This is a genomic window from Bacillus sp. LQ01, from assembly GCF_057624735.1.
In genome coordinates, this window is record NZ_JBYEZL010000001.1 from 153350 (window position 1) to 175656 (window position 22307).

Annotated in this window: 26 protein-coding genes and 3 pseudogenes; 24 read left to right on the forward strand and 5 right to left on the reverse strand. The window is 35.0% G+C overall.

The window, feature by feature from the left end; translation table 11 throughout:
• The first annotated feature begins 210 nt into the window (after positions 1–210).
• Positions 211–1818, forward strand: coding sequence for an N-acetylmuramoyl-L-alanine amidase (locus AC22L0_RS00850; protein WP_000875332.1), 1608 nt, complete (start codon positions 211–213; stop codon positions 1816–1818).
• A 153-nt stretch (positions 1819–1971) separates the two neighbouring features.
• Positions 1972–2925, forward strand: a complete 954-nt coding sequence (locus AC22L0_RS00855; protein ID WP_001059308.1) for a TRM11 family SAM-dependent methyltransferase — start codon at positions 1972–1974, stop codon at positions 2923–2925.
• 182 nt (positions 2926–3107) lie between these two features.
• Here AC22L0_RS00855 and AC22L0_RS00860 read toward each other — a convergent pair whose 3' ends face one another.
• The gene (locus AC22L0_RS00860; protein ID WP_074790672.1) at positions 3108–3338 is read right to left on the reverse strand and encodes a YflJ family protein; all 231 of its coding nucleotides are present in this window, start codon (positions 3336–3338) and stop codon (positions 3108–3110) included.
• 160 nt (positions 3339–3498) lie between these two features.
• On the opposite strand from AC22L0_RS00860, the gene AC22L0_RS00865 reads away from it, so the two are divergent.
• Together AC22L0_RS00865 and AC22L0_RS00870 are read left to right on the forward strand one after the other, a co-directional pair.
• The gene (locus AC22L0_RS00865) at positions 3499–4551 is read left to right on the forward strand and encodes a proline racemase family protein (protein ID WP_487272086.1); all 1053 of its coding nucleotides are present in this window, start codon (positions 3499–3501) and stop codon (positions 4549–4551) included.
• A 19-nt stretch (positions 4552–4570) separates the two neighbouring features.
• Positions 4571–5548: an ornithine cyclodeaminase family protein gene (locus tag AC22L0_RS00870; RefSeq protein ID WP_000960330.1), complete on the forward strand. Its 978-nt coding sequence runs from the start codon at positions 4571–4573 to the stop codon at positions 5546–5548.
• 167 nt (positions 5549–5715) lie between these two features.
• On the opposite strand, the gene AC22L0_RS00875 is transcribed toward AC22L0_RS00870, so the two are convergent.
• Positions 5716–6054 carry a hypothetical protein gene (locus tag AC22L0_RS00875; protein ID WP_000141765.1) on the reverse strand — a complete coding sequence of 113 codons (339 nt, stop codon included), beginning with the start codon at positions 6052–6054 and terminating at the stop codon, positions 5716–5718.
• A gap of 316 nt (positions 6055–6370) precedes the next feature.
• Here AC22L0_RS00875 and AC22L0_RS00880 point away from each other — a divergent pair, with 316 nt between their 5' ends.
• The 6 genes and pseudogenes from AC22L0_RS00880 to AC22L0_RS00905 form a co-directional block, all read left to right on the forward strand.
• Positions 6371–7957, forward strand: coding sequence for an ABC transporter substrate-binding protein (locus AC22L0_RS00880; RefSeq protein ID WP_000823570.1), 1587 nt, complete (start codon positions 6371–6373; stop codon positions 7955–7957).
• Between the two features lie 55 nt (positions 7958–8012).
• Entirely contained in the window at positions 8013–8963 is a 951-nt protein-coding gene (locus tag AC22L0_RS00885) for an ABC transporter permease (RefSeq protein WP_000278789.1), read from the forward strand.
• Between the two features lie 6 nt (positions 8964–8969).
• Entirely contained in the window at positions 8970–9821 is an 852-nt protein-coding gene (locus AC22L0_RS00890; protein WP_487272087.1) for an ABC transporter permease, read from the forward strand.
• Positions 9822–9847: 26 nt separating this feature from the next.
• Complete coding sequence (locus AC22L0_RS00895) at positions 9848–10840, forward strand: ABC transporter ATP-binding protein (protein WP_001291151.1); 993 nt, start codon at positions 9848–9850, stop codon at positions 10838–10840.
• On the forward strand, positions 10833–11804 hold the full coding sequence (locus AC22L0_RS00900) for an ABC transporter ATP-binding protein (protein ID WP_000544121.1): 972 nt from the start codon (positions 10833–10835) through the stop codon (positions 11802–11804). Before AC22L0_RS00895 ends, AC22L0_RS00900 begins: the two co-directional genes overlap by 8 nt.
• 24 nt (positions 11805–11828) lie before the next feature.
• Positions 11829–12104 (forward strand): annotated as a pseudogene (locus AC22L0_RS00905) (BA_1872 family lipoprotein); the annotation flags it as partial.
• Positions 12105–12285: 181 nt separating this feature from the next.
• Here AC22L0_RS00905 and AC22L0_RS00910 read toward each other — a convergent pair.
• The gene (locus AC22L0_RS00910) at positions 12286–13071 is read right to left on the reverse strand and encodes a hypothetical protein (protein WP_000418498.1); all 786 of its coding nucleotides are present in this window, start codon (positions 13069–13071) and stop codon (positions 12286–12288) included.
• 265 nt (positions 13072–13336) lie between these two features.
• Here AC22L0_RS00910 and AC22L0_RS00915 point away from each other — a divergent pair, with 265 nt between their 5' ends.
• From AC22L0_RS00915 to AC22L0_RS00935, 5 genes are all read left to right on the forward strand, one after another.
• Positions 13337–13966, forward strand: a complete 630-nt coding sequence (locus AC22L0_RS00915) for a hypothetical protein (RefSeq protein ID WP_025966929.1) — start codon at positions 13337–13339, stop codon at positions 13964–13966.
• A 466-nt stretch (positions 13967–14432) separates the two neighbouring features.
• Positions 14433–15053 (forward strand): DsbA family protein, encoded by a 621-nt coding sequence (locus tag AC22L0_RS00920; protein WP_000448622.1) that lies wholly within the window; start codon positions 14433–14435, stop codon positions 15051–15053.
• 173 nt (positions 15054–15226) lie between these two features.
• Positions 15227–16048 carry an MBL fold metallo-hydrolase gene (locus AC22L0_RS00925; protein ID WP_000477277.1) on the forward strand — a complete coding sequence of 274 codons (822 nt, stop codon included), beginning with the start codon at positions 15227–15229 and terminating at the stop codon, positions 16046–16048.
• A gap of 4 nt (positions 16049–16052) precedes the next feature.
• Positions 16053–16445: a nuclear transport factor 2 family protein gene (locus AC22L0_RS00930; RefSeq protein ID WP_087966286.1), complete on the forward strand. Its 393-nt coding sequence runs from the start codon at positions 16053–16055 to the stop codon at positions 16443–16445.
• A gap of 151 nt (positions 16446–16596) precedes the next feature.
• Entirely contained in the window at positions 16597–17121 is a 525-nt protein-coding gene (locus AC22L0_RS00935) for a nuclear transport factor 2 family protein (RefSeq protein WP_000764192.1), read from the forward strand.
• A 194-nt stretch (positions 17122–17315) separates the two neighbouring features.
• Here AC22L0_RS00935 and AC22L0_RS00940 read toward each other — a convergent pair whose 3' ends face one another.
• The gene (locus AC22L0_RS00940) at positions 17316–17450 is read right to left on the reverse strand and encodes a hypothetical protein (RefSeq protein ID WP_000975275.1); all 135 of its coding nucleotides are present in this window, start codon (positions 17448–17450) and stop codon (positions 17316–17318) included.
• A gap of 808 nt (positions 17451–18258) precedes the next feature.
• On the opposite strand from AC22L0_RS00940, the pseudogene AC22L0_RS00945 reads away from it, so the two are divergent.
• The 9 genes and pseudogenes from AC22L0_RS00945 to AC22L0_RS00985 form a co-directional block, all read left to right on the forward strand.
• A pseudogene (locus AC22L0_RS00945) lies at positions 18259–18444 on the forward strand (DUF4176 domain-containing protein); the annotation flags it as partial.
• Between the two features lie 116 nt (positions 18445–18560).
• Positions 18561–18728 (forward strand): ornithine cyclodeaminase, encoded by a 168-nt coding sequence (locus AC22L0_RS00950; protein ID WP_332309764.1) that lies wholly within the window; start codon positions 18561–18563, stop codon positions 18726–18728.
• A gap of 132 nt (positions 18729–18860) precedes the next feature.
• Entirely contained in the window at positions 18861–19157 is a 297-nt protein-coding gene (locus tag AC22L0_RS00955; RefSeq protein ID WP_000918591.1) for a WXG100 family type VII secretion target, read from the forward strand.
• 160 nt (positions 19158–19317) lie between these two features.
• Positions 19318–19593, forward strand: a complete 276-nt coding sequence (locus AC22L0_RS00960; protein WP_000529667.1) for a TIGR04197 family type VII secretion effector — start codon at positions 19318–19320, stop codon at positions 19591–19593.
• 40 nt (positions 19594–19633) lie between these two features.
• Positions 19634–19996 (forward strand): DUF3958 family protein, encoded by a 363-nt coding sequence (locus AC22L0_RS00965; RefSeq protein ID WP_000076114.1) that lies wholly within the window; start codon positions 19634–19636, stop codon positions 19994–19996.
• A complete protein-coding gene (locus AC22L0_RS00970; RefSeq protein ID WP_087966284.1) occupies positions 19993–21282 on the forward strand; it encodes a T7SS effector LXG polymorphic toxin in 1290 nt (429 codons plus the stop codon). Before AC22L0_RS00965 ends, AC22L0_RS00970 begins: the two co-directional genes overlap by 4 nt.
• Before the next feature lies 1 nt (position 21283).
• Entirely contained in the window at positions 21284–21475 is a 192-nt protein-coding gene (locus tag AC22L0_RS00975; protein WP_001147556.1) for a hypothetical protein, read from the forward strand.
• Between the two features lie 30 nt (positions 21476–21505).
• Complete coding sequence (locus tag AC22L0_RS00980) at positions 21506–21694, forward strand: hypothetical protein (RefSeq protein WP_087966282.1); 189 nt, start codon at positions 21506–21508, stop codon at positions 21692–21694.
• The gene (locus AC22L0_RS00985; protein ID WP_000771613.1) at positions 21695–21943 is read left to right on the forward strand and encodes a DUF4176 domain-containing protein; all 249 of its coding nucleotides are present in this window, start codon (positions 21695–21697) and stop codon (positions 21941–21943) included. It abuts the gene before it with no gap.
• Positions 21944–21961: 18 nt separating this feature from the next.
• Here AC22L0_RS00985 and AC22L0_RS00990 read toward each other — a convergent pair.
• A pseudogene (locus AC22L0_RS00990) lies at positions 21962–22225 on the reverse strand (tyrosine-type recombinase/integrase); the annotation flags it as partial.
• Positions 22226–22307: the final 82 nt, after the last annotated feature.

Genomic DNA, 22307 nt, shown 5'->3' on the forward strand with positions numbered 1-22307 from the left:
AGCCCGATTGGTGAGGGCTGATTAAAGTTTTTTATATACATTCATTATAAGTTATATATATACGATTTTTGTTATACGGCCGGAAACGTATTTACTATAGATATATAATGTTATACACTATGAAAGGAATTAATTAATAGTTAATATTTTTTAGTTAGCTTGATTAAAAAAATGAATGAATATGAAGTTTTGAGAGGAGATTTATTTTTCATGAAGTACAAAGCAATAGCCGCAGGTTTATTAGCAGCAAATTTACTAGCACATCCAATTAGTAGTTTAGCAGAAACGAAGAAATTTCCTGATGTTTCAGATAGTGCGTGGTCAAAAGACGCAATTTATTATTTAGTAGAGAGAAATGTAATTAACGGTATGCCAGATGGTAACTTTATGCCATACGGAAATTTAACACGCGCTCAGGCAGCAAAGATTATCGCAACAGCAATTGGTGCTAAAGTAGATCCAAATGCAAAGCCGTCTTATAATGATGCAAAAAATAGTTGGGCAGCTTCATTTATTGCAGCCATGGAAAAAGAGAATATTATTAAAGGGCGAGAACCAGGAGTATTTGATCCTGAAGGAAAAGTAACTCGTGCTGAAATGGCAGCTATGCTTGTAAGAGCATATAATCTGAAAAGCAAAGTAACAGGACCAGTTCCTACAAAATTTGCTGATTTAGAGAATCATTGGGGTAAAGAAGAAGTTAATATTTTAGTAGAATTAAAACTTTCGTTAGGTACAGAGGATGGCTGGAAACCGAATGATTCTATTACGCGTGAACAAGCAGCTCAACTTACTGCGCAAACAGATAAATTTAGCAAGAATAGTGATCGTCCAGTAGAAACAAAGAAAATGTACATAGATAGAAAATTCATTACATATCACGCACCATCATTAAGTTCTGGGATTAGTGCAAATCAGCATAATCCACAAATGGTTGAAATTAAAGAAGAGCGAGATGGATGGATTAAAATTGCAACAAGTAAAGGTGATAAATGGACACCTTTAGTAGAGAAAACAGAATTTATTAATGAAGGATTCACTACTTATGCAGAAGCTTCTTCTTCTTCAAAAGTAATGGGAACACATAACGCACAGCAAGTAACTGTTATTGAAGAGAACGGCAGCTGGATTCGTATCCGCATGGGCGCTGGTTTCCAATGGGTTAATAAAAATCAATTAAATCCAGTGAAGCAAGGTAACTTCTTAGAGGGCAAAGCGATTATCATTGATCCAGGTCATGGTGGAGTTGATTCAGGTAATCCAGGTTATTATGAGAAAGAAAGTGAAACTGTATTAGATGTATCATTGCGATTACAGAAGATATTTGAGAAAAAGACACCATTTACTGTGTTATTCACTCGTACAGATGATACACGTCCAGGAACAAGTGCTTCTGATTCTTTAAAGAAACGTGTAGAATTTGCTCAAAAAAATAATGGGGATATTTTTGTAAGTATCCATGGTAATGGTACGGAAAGTAAAAATGGGCAAGGTACAGAAACGTTTTACTATGAATCAGCGACAGCAAGAGGAACAAATCCTAACGTATCAGAAAGTCGTTTACTAGCAGAAAAAATTCAAGAACGTCTTGTAGATGCACTGGGAACAAAAGATCGTGGTGTGAAAAAAGGCGATTTATACGTAATTAGAGAAAATACAATGCCAGCTGTATTAGCAGAATTAGCATTTGTAGATAATAAAAGTGATGCAGATAAAATAGCTACACCAGCGCAGAGACAAAGTGCAGCGGAAGCTATTTATCAAGGTATTTTAGATTACTATGAAGAAATGGGTAACAACGTGTCTTCTTTCCGTTAATAAATAATAAGAGATTGCCATTGGCAGTCTCTTTTATTTATTAACGTTTCTCTTTATTTCCGGCATATGATATCATTTAATTTTATATACAAAAGAAAAGTATTTGAGTAATTGTAATCATAACAATTTTAAACGATAGAGGATGATAATAGATTGAATAATCATAGTAAAACACCTGCCTGTATATATACGTATGCATTTCGTGAGGAGGAGCGTGCTTTATGTTACTTGGAAATGCGCTCGTTCTTTGGAATGGAGTCCCACGTTAATATTTTAAAAAGTGATGTCAAAATTGACCCGAGTAGAAGTGCGTTTATTAAAGAGCGAATTGAAGTTATGTATGAAGGGGACGACTTAGAAAGCATTTTAAAACAAGTGGAACAAATTGATTTGGCGGGAGCGACGTTCAAAGTCATCTTCGTTAAAATTAATGACCTTGTTGGAGAGAATAAAATTGAATATGGAGAAAGACGTCTTATTGAAAGAGACCTCGGCATGCATATTGAAGGAGAAGCGGATGTTCGTAATCCAGAGCGTGTATTCGGGATTGTTCCTCTTGGAGGACGCTGGTACTTCGGGCACTATGTAGAAAGCGAACCAGTTTGGTATCATCACATAAAAAAACCGCATAGTTATTCGACATCTCTTAGCACACGTGTTGCGAGATCAGTTGCAAATATCGCTGTACCAAATCCAGAGGGAGTACGAGCAATTGACCCGTGCTGCGGTATTGGAACAGTAGTAGTAGAAGCACTTTCTATGGGGATTAACATCGTTGGTAGAGATATAAATCCACTTGTAGTTCTTGGAACGAGAAAAAACATCGCACATTTCGGATTTGAAGGAACAGTAACAAAAGGGCCGATCGAGGAAATTACTGAGAACTACGACGTTGCCATTATCGATATGCCGTACGACTTATTTACGCATGCCACACCAGAAGATCAACTATCAATTCTCTCAAGTGCACGCCGCATCGCGAAAAAAGTAGTCGTTGTCACGATGGAAACAATGGACGACATGATCCATGAAGCAGGATTCGAAATTACAGATCGCTGTATTACAAGAAAAGGATCATTTACTAGACAGATTCTTGTTTGTGAATAAGAAAGAAAGGTCACCCGTTTGGGTGACCTTTTTTGTTTGTATTGATGTGTAATTGGTTGGTGGTTTAGGTAGATGAATTAGCGAAATTTGTCGGTAAGTCGATATTGCATGTCGAATCGCCGATATATTGTGTTGAATTGCTGATATATTCCGAGAATCGCCGATATCGTTACATTAGAATGTTACTGTTCTTTTAATTTCTCTTGTTGTGCGATTAATAAATTGCGTAATATGTGTCCGCGGTAACTTTCTAGTTTTCGTCCTTCATGATAGCGTACGCCTAATTTTTTTAGTTCAGCTACGTACCAGCCCTTTGTTCCGTAATACATGGGATCACTTCCTTTTTGCTTTTGAACAGTATATGTTTGGGAGCGAAGTAACTTTACATTGAAAATAATAATGATAAAAGGAATTTTGCATGTGTATACCAGTGAAATTGCAAAGTTATCGAGGTGTTTTATAACGTAATGTCCAAGCCGTGTATAAAAAAGTAGACAGTTGTATATGAATTTGTTGAAAAAAGAATACACATTACTGAGGGGATTTGAAAAAAGTAATGCTATACGCTTTGGCATGATACTTGCGTTGGAAATAGTATCAACATATAGGGGAGAGATCGAAATGAAGGTTAGTAAAATATATACAACGATTGATGCACACGTAGCTGGGGAACCACTTCGAATTATTACGGGCGGAGTGTCAGAAATAAAAGGGGAAACACAGCTGGAAAGACGCGCGTACTGCATGGAACATTTGGACCATCTTCGTGAAGTTCTGATGTATGAACCGAGAGGGCATCACGGCATGTACGGTTGTATCATTACACCGCCAGCAAGTGCTCACGCTGATTTTGGCGTATTATTTATGCACAATGAAGGCTGGAGTACGATGTGTGGTCACGGTATTATCGCTGTTATTACAGTTGGAATTGAAACAGGCATGTTTGAAGTAAAGGGGGAAAAACAAAAGTTCATTATTGATAGCCCAGCTGGGGAAGTCATTGCGTATGCAACATATAACGGGAGTGAAGTAGAATCTGTATCATTTGAAAATGTTCCTTCATTTGTATACAAAAAAGACGTTCCTATTAAAATAGATGACTATGAATTTCAAGTAGATATCGCGTTTGGCGGAGCTTTTTATGCGGTAGTAGACTGTAAAGAATTTGGTTTGAAAGTTGATTTCAAGGATTTATCTGCTATTCAAGCGTGGGGCGGTAAAATTAAGCACTACATCGAGAGCAAAATGGAAGTGAAGCATCCACTTGAAGAAGGATTAAAAGGGATATACGGCGTTATTTTCTCAGATGAACCGAAAGGAGAAGACGCAACTTTACGAAATGTAACAATCTTTGCTGATGGGCAAGTAGATCGTTCTCCTTGCGGTACAGGAACTTCCGCAAGAATCGCAACTCTTTTTGGAAAAGATGCTTTACAAAAGGGAGAAATTTTCGTCCATGAATGCATTACTGACGGGAAATTCGAGGGGGAAGTATTGTCGGTAACCGCAGTAGATACATATAAAGCTGTCGTTCCAAAAGTAACGGGGCATGCCTTTATTACAGGATTTCATCAGTTCGTTGTAGACCCGAGAGATGATTTGAACCGTGGATTTTTGTTAGGATAGAAGGAGGGGGTGGAAAGATATGTTAGTCATAAGCGCGAACGAACAAAGAAACTTAGTAAATATGAATGAAGTTATTGAATACGCGGCGCTTGCTTTAAAAGAATTTTCCGCAGAAAGAACGATTACACCAATAAGGGGCTCATTACCATTTGCGAACGAGCGAAATACGGCATTAATTATGCCTTCAGTAGCGGAAGGGCTTGAGGCACTTGGCTTAAAAGTAGTAACGGTAGTCCCGCAAAATAAACAGATAGGAAAGAAAACGATCAACGGGATTGTGATGCTATCAGACTTTCAAACGGGAGAACCGCTCGCACTTTTAGAAGGATCGTACTTAACGATGATTCGAACAGGTGCCTTATCAGGAGTAGCGACAAAATATTTAGCTCGTCATAACGCAAAAACTTTATGCATTATCGGCACGGGTGAACAAGCGAAAGGAATTGCTGAAGCAATATTTGCGGTTAGAGATATCGAAAAAGTCATCTTATACAATCGCACAGAAGAAAAGGCGTATGCATTTGCGGAATATATACAAGAGAGATTCAACAAACCTGCATATGTTCACACAAATGCAAATGAAGCAATAAGCGAAGCAGACATCATCGTCACAACTACGAACGCATCCACACCAGTCTTCTCAGAAAAACTACAAAAAGGCGTCCACATAAACGCCGTCGGCTCATTCAAACCGAACATGCAAGAACTACCATCCCATGCCATCGCGGGAGCAAACAAAGTAGTAGTCGAATCAAAAGAAGCAGCACTAGACGAAACAGGAGACCTTCAAGTTCCGATAAAAGAAGGTCTATTCAAAGCAAACGCCATTCACGCTGAACTTGGTCAAATTATAAGTGGAGAAAAAGCTGGACGCGAAAATAATGAAGAGATTACTATTTTCAAATCAGTTGGTTTGGCAGTAGTAGATATTATTGTTGCAAAGTATTTGTATGAGAAAGCGGTGGAGTGCGGGATTGGGAATAGGATTGAGTTTTGAGGGACTGCCTTTTGGTGGTCTTTTTTGTTGATGTGGGCGTGCTAGTATTTATAATTGAATCCTTTTAATATTATGTTGCAATGTATGAATTCTGTGCGGACATCAAATCATTCATTCAATTGGTATATGAAAAAAGTTGCCCCTCTAATTATTAGAGGGGCAACTTTTTACCATTCTCGCCATTCTTCTGTTATATCTTCCTCGGATTCTAAGCCAGCTATTCGTGCTGCTGTATCGATAAATTCATAGAGATCTTCTCTTTCCATTGTTTCAATAAAATAGTCATGTTCGTCATTTAATTCATTTATGTTAAGAACAACCTCTTTAACAACATGCATTATTTCAATTTCAGTTGGATTTTTTCCCAATTTCTCTAAATTATTTATGTAAGTATCAAGAACTTTATTTGTTGCACTTATATTTTCTTCAGTAAAAAATTCCCCATCTTCATCATTCTCAATCCATTGGGTTGTTGGTTTGTTTTTTTTCAGTTCATCAAATGTCATGATAACCTCCTAAATGTGTTTTTTGTCTTTAATCCCATTCTACATTTTCGGTCATATATAACAATCATTTTAGAGTTTTTTTGTAAGCTACTAGTTTTTTAACTCATTTTACGAGGTAACCTATTCGTGGTCTTCTTTTTTAATCCTCCTTATAAATATATTTTATGGCAAGAATGTATTAGTAGATTTCAAACTTTCCACATTTACAAAAAAGTTTGACTTTACATACAGGTAGTGGTAATTTAAAACTTATAAGAAAACTCGGGATTAATTCCGAGTTTTCTTATGGGTATAACTAGTTTGAGGGGGCCGAAAGATGAAACGGAAATTATTTGCATTACCATTTGTTCTAATACTACTTATTGCATTAGCTGCTTGTTCAGGGGAAAAAGATTCGAAGCAAGCGGGCACTAGTAAATCAGGGACTCCGAAAGATGGAGGAACGTTAACGATTGGCGTTAGCGATAATCCAGATACGATGAATCCGCTTTATGCGAATGATCGTGTGTCATTAACTGTGCAGCAAGCTTTATATGCACCGCTGTATCATATGGAAGACGGTAAGAAAAAGTTTGTTCTTGCTGAGAGCTTTACGCCTTCAGAGGATCAATTAACATGGACTTTAAAACTAAAGGATAATTTGAAATGGCATGACGGTAAGAAAATTACATCAGACGATATTGCATTTACATTCCAATCTATTTTAGATGAGAAGCAAAATAGTTCAAGCCGTGAAAACTTTATTTTTAAAGGAAAGCCGCTTGAGGTGAAAAAAGTGGATGAGTTAACAACTCAATTCGTCTTACCACAAGTAAGCGCATCTTTCGAAGGTGTGATGAATGATTTCTTCCCAATTCCGAAACATGTATTTGAAGGGGAAGCAGATTTAGCGAAGAGTAAGAAAAACTTACAACCTGTAGGGTCAGGTCCGTTTAAGTTTAAAGAATATAAATCAGATGAGTACGTTGCATTAGATCGATTCGATGATTATGTAGGTGGAAAAGCTAAATTAGACTCTATCGTATATCGCGTTGTAAAAGACCGTAATACAGCAAATGTTTCACTGCAAAATGGTCAAATCAACATGAAGATGATTGAGCCACAAGATTTTAAGAAATTAGATAGCACTGGGAACTTCTCAATGGTAACATTCCCTGAAGGTAGATTATTCTACTTATCTTATAACATGAATACAGATTTGATGAAGAAAAAAGAAGTGCGCCAAGCAATTGCGCATGCGTTAGATAAAAAAGAAATGATTAACTCAGCATTCGTTTCGGGTGAATTTGCAGAACCAGCAAATTCAATCTTAACGCCAGACGCTATGTATTATGCGAAAGATATTAAAGACTATAAGTATGATAAAAAAGAAGCGAAAGATTTATTAGCAAAAGCTGGCGTGAAAGATAAAGAAAAAGTACGTGTGATGTATGTAACGAATAATAAAATCATGGAAAGCTTAGCGCTTTATACACAACAAAAATTAAAAGAAGTTGGCTTAGAAGTTGAACTAAATGCATTAGATGCTAGTGCGGCAAGTGAAAAAGGCTTAGATAAAGAGAATAAAGAATATGACATTACATTTGGTGGTTACATAATGGGACCTGAGCCAGATTCATATAAGAGCTTATTCTTAAGTAATGCTGAATACAATTATGCACGATATAAAAACGCTGATTTCGATAAGTTATGGGAAGAAGCTGCAGTTGAAACGGATAAAACAAAACGTGCAGAGCTATACCATAAAATTCAAGAAACAGCTAGAGAAGACGTACCTTATCTACCAATCGCATATCCGAAAGCAGTTATTGCAGTAGATAAAAAGTTTGATGGATTAAAAGAAGCAAAAGCAATTCCTGTCACAATGTTTGAAGATCTATCTAAGATTTATGAAGTGAAATAAGAAACAGTAAAGAAGCTGGTGGAAATCAGCTTCTTTAGCTTGAGGGGGGAAGTTTGTGTATAAAGTAATTGCGAAGAGGCTTTTAAATGCAATTCCGCTTTTATTTGTTATTTCTATTATTTCTTTTCTATTAATAAAGCTAGCGCCGGGGGATCCTGTTCGAAACTTTGTAACGCCAAATATGAGTCCAATTGATGTGGAGCGTATTCGCAAAAGTTTAGGACTAGATCAACCAATTTACGTGCAGTATATTTTATGGTTAAAAAATATTTTAACAGGAAACTTTGGTTACTCACTTCAAAATCATCGTCCTGTTTTAGATCTTATCGCAGAAAGATTACCCGCAACAATTGGGTTAATGGGATCATCTTTACTCGTCTCATTCGTAATCGCAATCCCGCTTGGACTATTTACAGGTGTGAAAAAGAATTCTATCTTTGATCGCATTGTGAACTTTATCTCTTATGTGGGAATTTCAATGCCAGTCTTTTGGTTCGCTTTACTATTAATTTACTTATTCTCCTTAAAATTGAACCTACTTCCGAGTATGGGTATGCGCACCGTAGGTAAAGATTCTGTTTGGGATATTGTGCAACACGGCATTTTACCTTGTATGGTGCTAGCGTTCCAAAACGTATCTGTTTATATGAGATATATTCGTTCAAGTACGATTCAGCAATTAGAAGAAGAATATGTACAAATTCAATATGCGTACGGTGCTTCAAAGAAAACGGTTTTATTTAATCACGTACTTCGAAATGTATTAATACCAATCATTACAATTTTCGGATTATCGATTCCAAGTTTAGTAGGCGGAGCATTTATTACGGAAACAGTATTTTCATGGCCGGGTCTTGGTTCACTTGGGGTAAATGCTATTTTTAGATTTGATTATCCGATTATCATGGCAATTACATTACTATCATCATTCATGTTAATTCTCGGTAACTTAATTGCTGATATTTTATATGGCGTAGTAGATCCGCGCATTCGAATGAGGGGGTGATTTGGAATGAATAATAGGAGATTTCAAACGATAAAACATAGCTTTACGAAAAATAAGTTTGTACTAATAGGAGTTATTATACTTGCGGTTTTAACAATTGCATCGATATTCGCATTCGTATCGACGTACGATCCTAGCAAAATGTCGATTCCAGATCGCTTACAAGAACCAAGTATGAGTCATCCTTTCGGCACGGATGATTACGGAAGGGATTACTTAACGAGGGCATTATATGGCGGAAGAGTTTCACTTGCGGTCGGTTTCCTTGCGATGGTTGTTTCCATTACAATCGGAACCGCAGTCGGAACAATTAGCGGATATTTTGGCGGAAAGTTAGACAACTTCTTAATGCGAATTGTGGAAGTACTTATGTCAATCCCATCATTCTTCTTAATGCTGTTATTAAATGCTTATTTAAAACCAGGGATTACGACGTTAGTTCTTATTATTGGATTACTAACATGGATGGACACCGCTCGTATTGTAAGGGCAGAAACGTTATCTGTAAAAGAGCGTGAGTACGTTTTATACGCAAAAGTATCAGGACAAAAATCACTTATGATTATTGTAAGACATATCATTCCTAACATTTTATCAACCATTATTATCGCTGCGACATTAACAATTGCGACATCGATTTTAATGGAATCATCACTTAGTTTTTTAGGTTTAGGTATTAGAGAACCAGATTCTTCTTGGGGCAGCATGCTAAACAATGCGCAAGGATATATTGGTGAAGCTTGGTATTTAACACTCTTCCCAGGATTCCTTATCCTTTTAACGGTACTTAGTTTTAACGTAATTGGTGAAGCATTGAAGAAAGCTTTCGCACCAAAAGGAGCCGGACATGAAAACTAAAGTGTTAAGTGAAGGGAGTGAGAAGCGTGTCTGAAAAACTACTAGAAGTGAAAAATTTAAAGACTTCTTTTTTCATAGAAAGTGGCGAAGTTGAAGCGGTTCGCGGCGTTACATTTCGCTTAAATAAAGGAGAAGTAGTTGGTATCGTTGGGGAATCTGGAAGCGGAAAGAGTGTAATGGCGAAGTCCGTTATGTCTCTCGTTACGTCACCAGGAAAAGTGAAAGAAGGGGAAATCCTTTTTCATAATGAAAACATACTTTCTAAATCTGAAAAAGAATTGCGTTCTATTAGAGGAAATCAAATTTCACTTATCTCTCAAGACCCAATGTCAGCGCTAAATCCGGTCGTGAAAATTGGGAAACAAATGATGGAAGTAATTATACGTCATCAAAAAGTGAAAAAGAAAGAAGCAGAGCAAATCGCGGTCAACTTGTTAAAACAAGTCGGTCTTTCTTCACCAGAAGAAAGGGTGAAACAATATCCGCATGAACTAAGCGGAGGTATGAAGCAGCGAGTTATGATCGCAATGGCGATGTCTTGTAACCCTGACCTTCTCATTGCGGACGAACCGACGACAGCACTTGATGTAACGATACAAGCACAAATACTAGATTTAATGAAAAACTTAAAAAACGAAACGAACATGGCGTTACTTCTTATTACGCATGACTTAGGAATAGTCGCACAAAACTGTACACGCGTTATCGTTATGTATGGCGGACTTATTATGGAAGAAGGACCTGTACTTGATATTTTCCAATCGCCGAATCATCCATATACGAAAGGGTTATTAAACTCTCTGCCAAAAATCGCAAACGGCGTAAAAGAAAGACTTTCTCCCATTCAAGGTGTAACGCCAAACTTATTAAACCCACCACAAGGTTGCCCGTTCGCAGAGCGTTGCCCGCATGCGATGGACATTTGTGAAAAAGAACGTCCACCATATTTTGAAATCGGAAACGAAAGACGTTCCATGTGCTGGCTAAACGATAGGGCGGTAGGTGATTTTCATGCATGAAGAAAACTTAATTGAAGTTCGGAACTTAAAAAAGTATTTTCCTATTAAAAAAGGACTATTCGGCAGAAAAACAGAGCAATTAAAAGCAGTCGATGATTTAAGCTTCACTATTAAAAAGGGTGAAACATTCGGGTTAGTAGGAGAATCTGGATGCGGAAAATCAACGACAGGAAGAAGTATCATTCGCTTACACGATGTCACTTCAGGTAACGTTTTATTTGATGGAAAAGATATCGCAAGTTTAAAGGAAAGTGAACTAAAAGAATATCGAAAACGAATGCAAATCATTTTCCAAGATCCATACGCATCATTAAACCCGGCAATGAATGTATTCCAAATTATTAGCGAGCCAATGAACATTCACGGCTCTTACGAAAAAGAAGAACAAAAAGAAATCATATTAGACCTGCTAAAAAAGGTAGGTTTAAAAGAAGAACACTTATATCGCTACCCGCACGAATTTAGCGGAGGCCAAAGACAGCGCATCAGCATTGCGCGCGCACTATCTGTAAAACCAGATTTCATCCTATGTGACGAACCAATCTCAGCACTCGATGTCTCAGTCCAAGCACAAGTCGTAAATATGCTGCAAGACATCCAAGAAGAAACAGAAGTCACATATTTATTCATCGCACATGACCTATCTATGGTAAGACACATATCAGACCGCATCGGAGTCATGTACTTAGGAAACATAGTAGAAATTGCCGACAGCGAAGACTTATACACAAAACCGGCACATCCATACACACAAGCACTACTCTCATCCATGCCAGAACTAGATCCAACAAACACAGGCAAAGAACGGATCATCCTAGAGGGGGAAGTTCCAAGCCCGCTCAACTCACCGTCCGGCTGCAAATTCAGAACGCGCTGCAAATTCGCCACTGAAAAATGCGCACAGGAAGTACCGAAGATGGTTGAGATTGCGAAGGGGCATGAGGTGGCTTGTCATTTGTTTTAGAGTGGGGGAAAGCATCGGGGGGACCTGGTGCTTTTTTCTTTGCAGGGGTATTACGATTTACAAACGCTTAAAGCTGAAAAAGGAAATGTGGAAATTCCTTATGAGGCAGCAGTTGAAGAAGGTACGATTTTATTGCAAGTCACAAAAGATGATAAGGTCATTTATGAAGAAGAAGTCACTTCTCAAAAAGAAGGTTTGATTTCTTTTGAAGCGCCAAAACCCAGGTCATATGATTTAATTGTACGCGTGAAGGGTGAAGAAGAGAAAGCGAAAGGGATTCAAATACATACGAAGCTATGAAAAAACGGCAAGCGGAGTATACCCGCTTGCCGTTTCCATTTCCAGTTGGTTCTGGCATAACAAATGCTCATCAATTTTAAAAAGTAAACGTAAAGTAATTCTAAAATATACAATATTTCACTTTCGGCGATGTAATCTCTAATAAAAGATTCAATAAATTTCATAATATAAATAATTAATTCTAATCATTAAAAATCCTACTTTTTCTTACTTTAATTGTTTCTAAAATATAAAGAAGAATACCTAAACCAAATATTTTTTCAGCATTAGAAATATTATTACCTAATTTAATAATCGGTACATTTAAGCCAAATCTTTCACTCCATTCTAAAGGCATATATCCCCTCTTGCAGTTTATTAATATACGATCATCCATTGTACGAAAAGACGTTTCGAAAAAATCAAATTCCACTTCTATCTCAGAAATTTTTATCTCTTTTTCATTCATCAAAGAACCACGTACCATTCCAAATCCTTGTATCATATTTTCTTTAAACATACCTACACAATTATAATTCGAATCATAAATAGCCCAATCATAATTTTCAACTTCACTATGAAAATATGCAAGAATTTCTCCATCACTTGCTTCTAATCCAAAAACTTTTTTGTTTTTTACAATAGGTAATGTTGAAGAAATCATCTTTGTTCCTGCTACATATCTTCCATCAGGAGTATATAAACCTAAATGTTTATTATTGCTGGGTAATTCTAACAAAACATAAGTACCAATATCCCAAAATGTTAAATCATTTTTAACTATATTTTTTTCTAGTAAATTTCCTTTTCTTAATTGCCAAAATCCAATACTAAAAAATACAAGAGAAGCTATAATAATTAAGATTACTGGTCCCCAATTAATATTACCCCAAGTATTATACATACCAATTAATCCATAAAGAAAAAGCCCAGTTCCAATTAAACACTTCAACTTCCCCCTTTTTTTATAATACTCAAATAATTCCACGCAAACACCTCTATCAGTTGGTCTTAATATTTCAATTATCCTTCAAATGGGGGGCACATTACCGAAAGTAAAAAATTGTATGCTAAGGGTGTAAAAACCTATTATAGCAGGTTTTATAGACGTTATATTTACCTTTATAATAAAAGAAGATGTGGAGTAACTTGATTATTCTTAATCATTCGACAAGATACAACAATTTAAGATCATATTTTTTGCTATGATAAGTAAGAAATTTACATATCGTGTTATTGGGGGATAAAAAGAGATGTTGAAAAAATTTACTACATGTATTTTGGGTGGCGCTTTGGTATTCAATTTATCTGGTTGCGGCAATACATCCGACAAAACTTCTTCAGAATCTAAAGAAACCAATTCTAAACAAGAAGAAAAGAAAGTGCAAACAACTGATGAGACGAAAACGAAAGAGAATACAAAGCAGAAAAATACAGAACAAACAAAAGAGAAATCAAAAATAAAAGAAAAAGAGTATGCTGTAAACAAGGATTTTCATACACCTAAATTTGATGTAACTGTAAAAAGAGTTGTAGAAAGAGATAAGGTTGGTAAAGAGAGTATAGGATTCCAAAAACCTGAAGATGGACATGTCTTTATTGTTGTAGAAGCAGAAGGGAAAAATATCACAAACGAACCGATGAAATTAGCCGTTTTACCATCAGTGGATTTAGTGGATGAAAATGATAATGCTTACCAAAGTGATGTGTTGGCAGCTAGTAGTTATGCGGTTGAAAAAGGCGAGACCTCTACTATTACTAAGGGATTAAAACCAGGGGAGGTAATGAGAGAAAGTAAAGTTTACGTGATTAATAAAGAAAAATTTGATACAGGAAAATGGTATGTAGTTGTTAACCATGAGTATAAGGAACAAATTAAATAGTATTTATTTATGAAGAGGAGATGGCTCCTCTTTTTTTTTACAAGTTAACACAGAATTTCGTTATAATGTAGAAATTTAATGTTTTCGAAAAAAAGAATTGACTTCTACATTAGTTGTAACTAAAATGGTTACATAAACATGTAATCGATTTAGTTACAACTAATGTCTGCTAAAAATATGATTTATATATTTAATTAAGGATGGTGGTCCATACGTTGCCACCCGGTGTAGAAAGTTACTAACACATTCAAATCAATGCATATTCCAAGCTTTAGTATTTTCTGTTACGGGGCAATAAGGTGCAATGTTATCTTTTGTTAAAAACCTTGGTGGATCTTTCTTTGGAAATATTAGTTTTGGGGAAATATAGTAAGGTATCTAAAAAAGAACAAGGTATAAAAATATGTACTTATATAAACCAAAAATTTAGTTGAGCTGGATAATAAAAAAAAGGTAGGAGATTTAAATGGAGACGAAACAAGATAACCTTATTTACGTATGGGATGCATATTGTGGATGGTGCTATGGTTTTTCAGAAAGTATTAAAGGATTTTACAAAAACCACACTGAAGTGCCATTAACGGTTTTATGTGGAGGGTTATTTTTAGATAATTTACCAATGAAAAACTTCTCATATATAGAAGAAGGAAATAAAAGAATTAATCAACTTACAGGTGCTGAATTTGGTCCTTCCTATCAAAAATTGGTGGAGGAAGGGACTTTTAAAATGAATTCGAAAGATGCTGCAATTGGCTTTTCAGCTTTACGCTCATTAGCGCCAGACCGTTTATTAGAATTCACTTCGGCTATGCAAAAAGCGTTTTATTATGAGGGACAAAGTCTGAGTGATCCTGAAACATATCGCAAGATTGCAATCGAGCATGGTTTGGACCCTGAACAAGTATTAGAACGTTTAAACGCTCAAGAAACAATAATAGATGTCCAAAATGATTTCAATAAAGTTCGACAGCTTGGTGTTAATAGCTATCCTTCATTACTTTTACAAAAGGATAATCAAATTATTCCTATTGGTGGTGGCGTAATGACACCGGATAAAATTGAAGCGCGTTTTAAAAATTTATATTAAGAAAATTTAGGATATAGTAGCAAACATGTTATCTTAGGCCACCTGACATTCATCTCCGGAATATTCGCTAGTACTATTACACTTTCAGATAAATGGGAGTGGGAGATTTTATCGGAACAAGATAAAAATATGATGATTAGTTAATAACTTTAACAAAAGGAGAATAACATACTATGTTTAAAACAATCGATACAAATCAAAAAGATGTGAAATTAACGGTGTTTAGTTCGGACGAAAAAAGCTTTATGGTCACAGCAACATTAGTTGAGAAAGCAGGACATGCATTTTTAATAAACTCAAAATTTACGCAGTCTGATTCGAAAGAAATTGTAGAGTATTTGAAAAAAAACAACTTATCTCTAGATAAAATCTTTATTATTCATGGGGATCCAGACTACTACTTTGGATTAGAGAGCATTAAAGCCGTTTACCCAGAAGCTATAGCGTATGCAACAGAGTCTACTGTTGAACATATCGTTCATTCTGTCTTAGGGAAATTAAAAGTTTGGAAAGACGTCCTTGGAGAAAATGCACCAAGTAACGTGGTATTACCTCAAGTATTTAAAGAAAAAGCGATTGATTTTCAGGGGTTAACATTTGAACTAGTAGGCTTAGATCATTACAGAACTAGCCTATTTAATAAAGAACTAAAAGTATTAATTGGTGGTATCGATGTATTTAACGAAATACATGTATTCTTAGCGGATACTAGCTCAAAAGCGGATATGGAGGCATGGATTGAGAACTTGAAAGTATTACAAGCATTACATGCTGACATAATTGTGCCTAGCCATGGATCAATCGAAAAATCCCTAAATAATCAAGCACTTACTGCGACAATGGATTATCTAAGAACGGCGGTTCAAGCTTCTGAGGAAAGTGGAACTTCAAAAGATTTTGTGGCAAAACTTGAAGCAGCATATCCAGGCTATGCAAATAAAGGTGTATTAGAATTAAGTGCAAAAGTTGTAACAAAAGAAATGCCTTGGGGTTAATGATATGAATAAATATCAAAAACTATTACATGAAACGTATGTGTTAACTGGCGAAGGGAAATTGGATGCGTTCAAAACGTATTTAAGTGAAAATGTATCTTGGACAGAAGCTGCTGGGTTTCCATATGCAGGTACTTATATAGGTCCAGATGAAGTAGTGAAAAACGTACATGAACGTCTTGGCACAGAATGGGATGACTATAGCGCTAAAGATGAAATTTATGCTTTTAATAACAATACTGTTATCGTTTATGGAAAATATAGTGGAACATATAAAGCTACAGGGAAGTCATTTGTAGCAGATTTTTGTCATCTTTATAAGTTTGATGAGAACGATAAGGTTAATAAGTTTATTCAAATTGTGGACAGTGCAACTGTTAATGAGGTATTAAGTTAGAGTTAATCGTTTCTAATATGCCTTGTATAGGGGGAGGTTAGGATAAATAAAATTCCTAACATTATCCCTGACATTACATTTTGGGGAAGGTTTCTCCTTCTTCAAGCTTTTTATAGAAGAAAACTTATTTAAGTAGAAGAGGTAGGTATATATGAAATTAGAGAAAAATTTAATCATAACAATTATTTCTGTATTTATTTTAGGAGTAGTTTCGACTTTGGTATATCAAGCTTCCACCGGTAATAACAAAGGGAACTCAATAAAGAGCGAAAATGTCGCTTCTGTATCAAAAGAAGTAAAAGAAAATGAAAAGAATAAAAAGATGGTAGTTGATTTCTATAATGAAGTTTTTAACAAACATAATATCGATATTATCCCTAAATATGTTAGCGAAGATTATAAGCAACATAATCCTTTTGTTGCTGATGGACGAAAAGCCTTCATGGATTTCTTTAAGGAGGATTTTGTTAAAAATCCTAATTCCTCTGCAGAGATTAAACGTGTAGTAGCTGAAGGGGATACAGTTGCTCTTCATGTACATTCTCGTACTAATTCTCAAGATAAGGGAGTTGCTATAGTGGATATATTTCGTATCAAGGATGGAAAGATTGTCGAACACTGGGATGTAATTCAAGAGATTCCAAGTGAAGCAGCTAATGATAATACGATGTTTTAGATAGAAGATATATTTAATAATTGTTTAATTGATAGTGCTGTATAGAGTTTAGAAATTTAGATAATTAGTCATCAAATCTGGAAATCATTTAAAAATAGCATATTAAATGATGGCACAAATTAATACGAAATAGCTCTTTAATAAAAAATCCTACTCATTAAAAAATGAGTAGGATTTTTTATTAAAGAATAGTGCTAATTTTGTGGTTCGGCACCATCTAAATTTGGAAACCATGAAAGTATAGGTACTCTATATCCACGTAAAGTAAAATCGTAATTTTTTCCTTCTTTTATGTTTGCTTGCAGATTCACTGAATGAAACTTCATCATAAGAAGGCTATCCTCATTAGAAATAACTTTTTCGGTTCCATTTTTTTGCTCAACCTAGTACAATCTTACCAATTTAAAAAAGACCACCATTACTGGCAGTCCTTTTTTGGTAGTTTTAGAAATTAAATTATAACATATTAATATACAAATTATAAATATACTTTTACAAAAGATACTATAAGTTTTTTATAATTCTTGATTTCTCAATTTCCATTGCATACTGAATTTTCCTGTAAGTATTAATAATTACCATTAAAATTATCAATCCACTAGATTATTAGAAAAAACTGGTTATCTACATAATTGTTTGGTGAAATATAGATATAATTTAAGGGGGTAAAGTTAATATAGATCAACTAAGTAATGCTAAGAAAATGTTTTATTGCATAAAAAAGGCTCCATTGCTGGAGCACTCAAAATAAACAAACGAATTAAAACAAGAAACAGACAATTTAACTATATAGATAATACATAAATAAATCTATATATATGTAAAAATGCATATAAAAACTCTATTTATTGATGCTATAATAGGTTTACTCGATGATTGTTATATTTTTTTATGGTTTTTAAGCAATAAATACCTTCTTAACACCAAGTGTACAAGGAAAAGAAGACATCTTAAGCGATGTCTTCTTTTCTTATATAATAACTACACAATAAAATTAAGATGGTTCAAGTCGGAAGAAGGCACCTTTGGATGTCTTTTCTTTTTCGAATTTGCCTAATAGGGGCAGCACCACATCGCTATCAAGCTAAAAATTTTTTCACCCAAAACAAAAAAACGAGCTGAATTCACATAAATAACTATGGAAGAAAACAAAAACTTAGGATTAAAGAACTTGTGATGTATGACTATATTGGCTGTTTTTATTCAGAAGGATATATTAATCCTGAGTATACATTTGTATTTGATCATGAGGATATCGAAGAAATTATATTTGTAGGTTTTATAGATGAGGAAGAAGAGGCATTTGTAGGATTGCTTAATTGAATATGATCTAGAAACAGATGATCTTCAAATTCCGATAAAACTAGCAATCTCCACGCCGAACTTGGACAAATCCTAAGCGGGGGAAAAACGGCCGCGAAAACGACGAAGAGATTACTATTTTCAAATCAGTTGGTTTGGCTGTAGTAGATATTATCGTTGCGAATTATTTGTATGAGAAAGTAGTGGAGCGCGGGATGGGATTGAGTTTTGAGGGACTGCCTTTTGGTGGTCTTTTTTGCATGAAATCTTGTAAAGCTAGAAAAAGTAGGATATTTAACGATTAGAATTGAATATTCATATTCTAATATTCAATAGAAAGATAAAACGTTTAAAAGTTCAGAATAATAGATTATAATGTGTTTAGTAAAATTAACCAATAAATATTTTGCTCATTATGTATTAAAGGGGAAATGAAAATGGCTGGACAAATTCGTATGTCACCAGAGGAGCTTAAATCGAAAGCGGCTCGATATGGACAAGGTGCAAATCAAATTGAGGACATTTTAAGTCAACTACAAAACTTGCAAAATGAATTAAGAGGAGAATGGGAAGGACGTGCTTTTGAAGGTTTTGACCAACAGTTCAATCAATTAAAGCCAAAGGTACAAAACTTTGCACAGCTATTACAAGAAATTAATATGCAGCTTAATAAAACTGCAGAGGCTGTTGCTTCTCATGATGAAGAATTATCACGTAATTTCGGTTTGAAATAAAAATTGTTTTACTCTATATAACAAGTATTTCAAATGAGCCATACAGCTTATATTGTATGGCTCATTTGATTGCATGCCTAGCGAGTGATATTGATAGGGATATATATTTAATGAGATTTCTTTGGTGCGTCTGGAAAACTTATAGAAAGGGTTTGAAAGAATGGGACAATTTCAAAGTAATTTACAAACAGCAACGCAAATTGCTACGAAAATGGGATCAGCCTCTGATAGGATTCAAAGTGCAACAAGTCGTTCTATAACAAAAGCGACGCGTACAACATTATCTGTTAACTTCAAAGCACAAGAAGCGAATCAGCAAGTTTTAGACTTGACGAAACAATTTTCCGCTGCCTTTCAACAAGCGGTTGATAATATTCATTCGGTATCTAATGAATTTGAGAGGATGGATAACGAACTTCACAACACTTTTCGCTAATGTGACAACCTACGTAAAGTAAAATAGTAGGAGGAAAAAGATGAGCCAAGATATTGAAAAACAAATTAATCAAGTAAATCAAAAGTTACGAAATGTATTTGAAGAACAGGACCGAAATCAATTCGCGATTCACATTCAGGAGCAAGCGGAAGCAGATTTTTATGAATGGAGAGGTCGAAACCATCGTTTGTTTGATCGAATTTTAGGAACTTGGCATGGTGATAGAGAAATGTCTCAGTTTTTTATGAATACATATCAAGAGGCACAACATATTGAACGAAAAGTCACATTTGAATTAGAAAACCAAAAAGAAACGTTGCTTAAAGAAAGACGAAACCTTAGTGATTTAGAAAACGACCTTTCCTATCAACAACAACAATTAGCGAGGGAGGTCAATGCATGAGCTTAAATATGTATTTAGGAGAAGTACAAGGCCAAACTCAAAGTATGAATGCTGTATGTAACGCTACTATTCAAGGTATGGAACAAGTCATTCAGTCAATTGATGCCTTTGCAATTGATACTGTGTTACAAGGGCAAACGTATAGCAGTGCAAAATCATTTTTTGTACAAACTTTTCGTCCTCTAGCACAAGGAATTATTTACTTATGTGAAGAACTAATCCGTCAGAATAATGCCTTTCCAAGTCAATTTCAATCACAGGTAGCTTCAACTGATGTTATTGAACAAGAAGTGTTAGAACAAATTCGAGAAATTGACCGAATGAAAACAAGTATGGAAGCTGTCAATCAAGCTATGCCAATTCCGGGTATGGATGCCATGGTAAATCTTTTTATTGTTATGAGGCAAAAACTGCAAGAAAAGCTGGATCATTTGTATCAATTCAATCAGACCTCTAGTAATAATTATAGTACAGCAATTCAATTAGCAGCGAGTATTGCTGCAGGTCTTGCGGAAGTCCAAAGTGGGAAAGGGTTTAGTGTTGTCAGCGGTACATTTAGTACGCAAGTATTGAACATGGGATGGACAACATCTATTCAAAAAATTACAGAAAAGAAAACTCATGAAGCTGATAAAATAGCACAGGCAGGAACTAAAAAAGATGATAAGGATAACATTAAATATTTTACAGGTAAAGCAGAATGGAAAGATGGAGATCGTGTTGGAGGAGTTTTAGAAGGTTCTGTGATTGATGGTAAGGAGCCTCTTGGTAATAACAGCGAGTGGAACATGAAAGCTTTATCTGGAAAAATAGATGTAAATGTGCCTTTTTCTTTTGATGCTGCTAAAGATGATTTAATGGCTGGAAATATTATTGGAGCAAAAATAGAGGGATCTGCTTTAGAAAACTCCTTTAAAATAACAAAAATAAAGGTTCCAATTACTACTTTTATTGGGCCCATTGGACCTATTAGGTTTACTCCGCAAGAGTTAACCATTACTCAAAAGTTTGGCGAAGCAAACTTTACAACAGGTGTGGATCAATATACATTAAAAATTGCATCGGAACTTACTGCTAACAAATATGAAGCAGAGTTAAATCTTTTTCATATCCCAGATTTCGTTCCATTTATAGGAGACCATGATGTAATAGCAAAAGGGGAATTAGGATTAGGTACATTCGGTTATAAAGTAAAGCTTGGAGCTGAAACCGGGGGATACTTCGGGGAAGAGTTTGGCCTTGGAGGATTTATCAAATTTGAAAAACCAAAGAAAGAGGAAAGCTGATATGCAAGCATTTAAAGTTGGAAAATTAGTCACATTCGTTGCAATTATAATACTTCTTGTAGTTGCTATTTTATCTCCTTACAGTTTATTTAAAAAGATTTATTTTATTATTGGGGTTCTTATTATTGGTGCAATTTCACTTGGTGCAAATAAATTTTTTGAACTGGTACATAGTAAATTTAACAAGAAATGATATTACCTATGTGATAGGGGAATTCAAAATATGAATAAATTGTTAAGGATTCTTACCATTGTTGGGGTACTTATTCCCCTTGTAGTAATATGGAATTTACCTGAAGCTTCTTCAAAAGAAAAAATCCTTTTTACAGTCATTCAATTATCTATTGGAATTGCTTTTATAATTATTTTAGAATTTATATTCAGATATAAAAAGAAAAAGGAGAGCAAATAAATGAAACTATTACCTATTGGCTCAGTTGTTAAACTAAAAGGTGTAGAACCAATCATTATGATTATCGGAAGAATGGTTATTTCAGCAGATAAACGTGATTTTGACTATGTAGGTGTTCCTTATCCAGTTGGTTATTTAGGTGATGAAAAAGTATTATGCTTTAATTGCGATAAGATTGTAGAAGAATTACACAGAGGTTACATGACTGAAAATGAATTGATATTACGTGAGAAATTGTTGAAAATATAGTTTTTTATTACAATTGAATTAAATACAAAACGTATCTAGTACACTATCTTTTTCTTCCTTACTGATGCCAATATATTTAAGTGTAATTTGTGAGGTGCTATGATTAAGTATTTCTTATAACATAGCGACATCTTTTGTTTATTTATAGAATCAATAGCCGAAGGTTTTGCGCATGGTGTGAGTCCTAATAGATTCGATACCGGCAAAATCTCCGGCTTTTTGAAATTTTTGATAAGCCTAGACCTTATTAATGGGGTGATCTTCTTTTCGAGAAGGGAATAATATTTCACAGAAGGTGTAAAATGGGATGTTGATTTAGATGGTGATGGTGAAGATGATAGTATTAAGGATATGGTGAAAACGA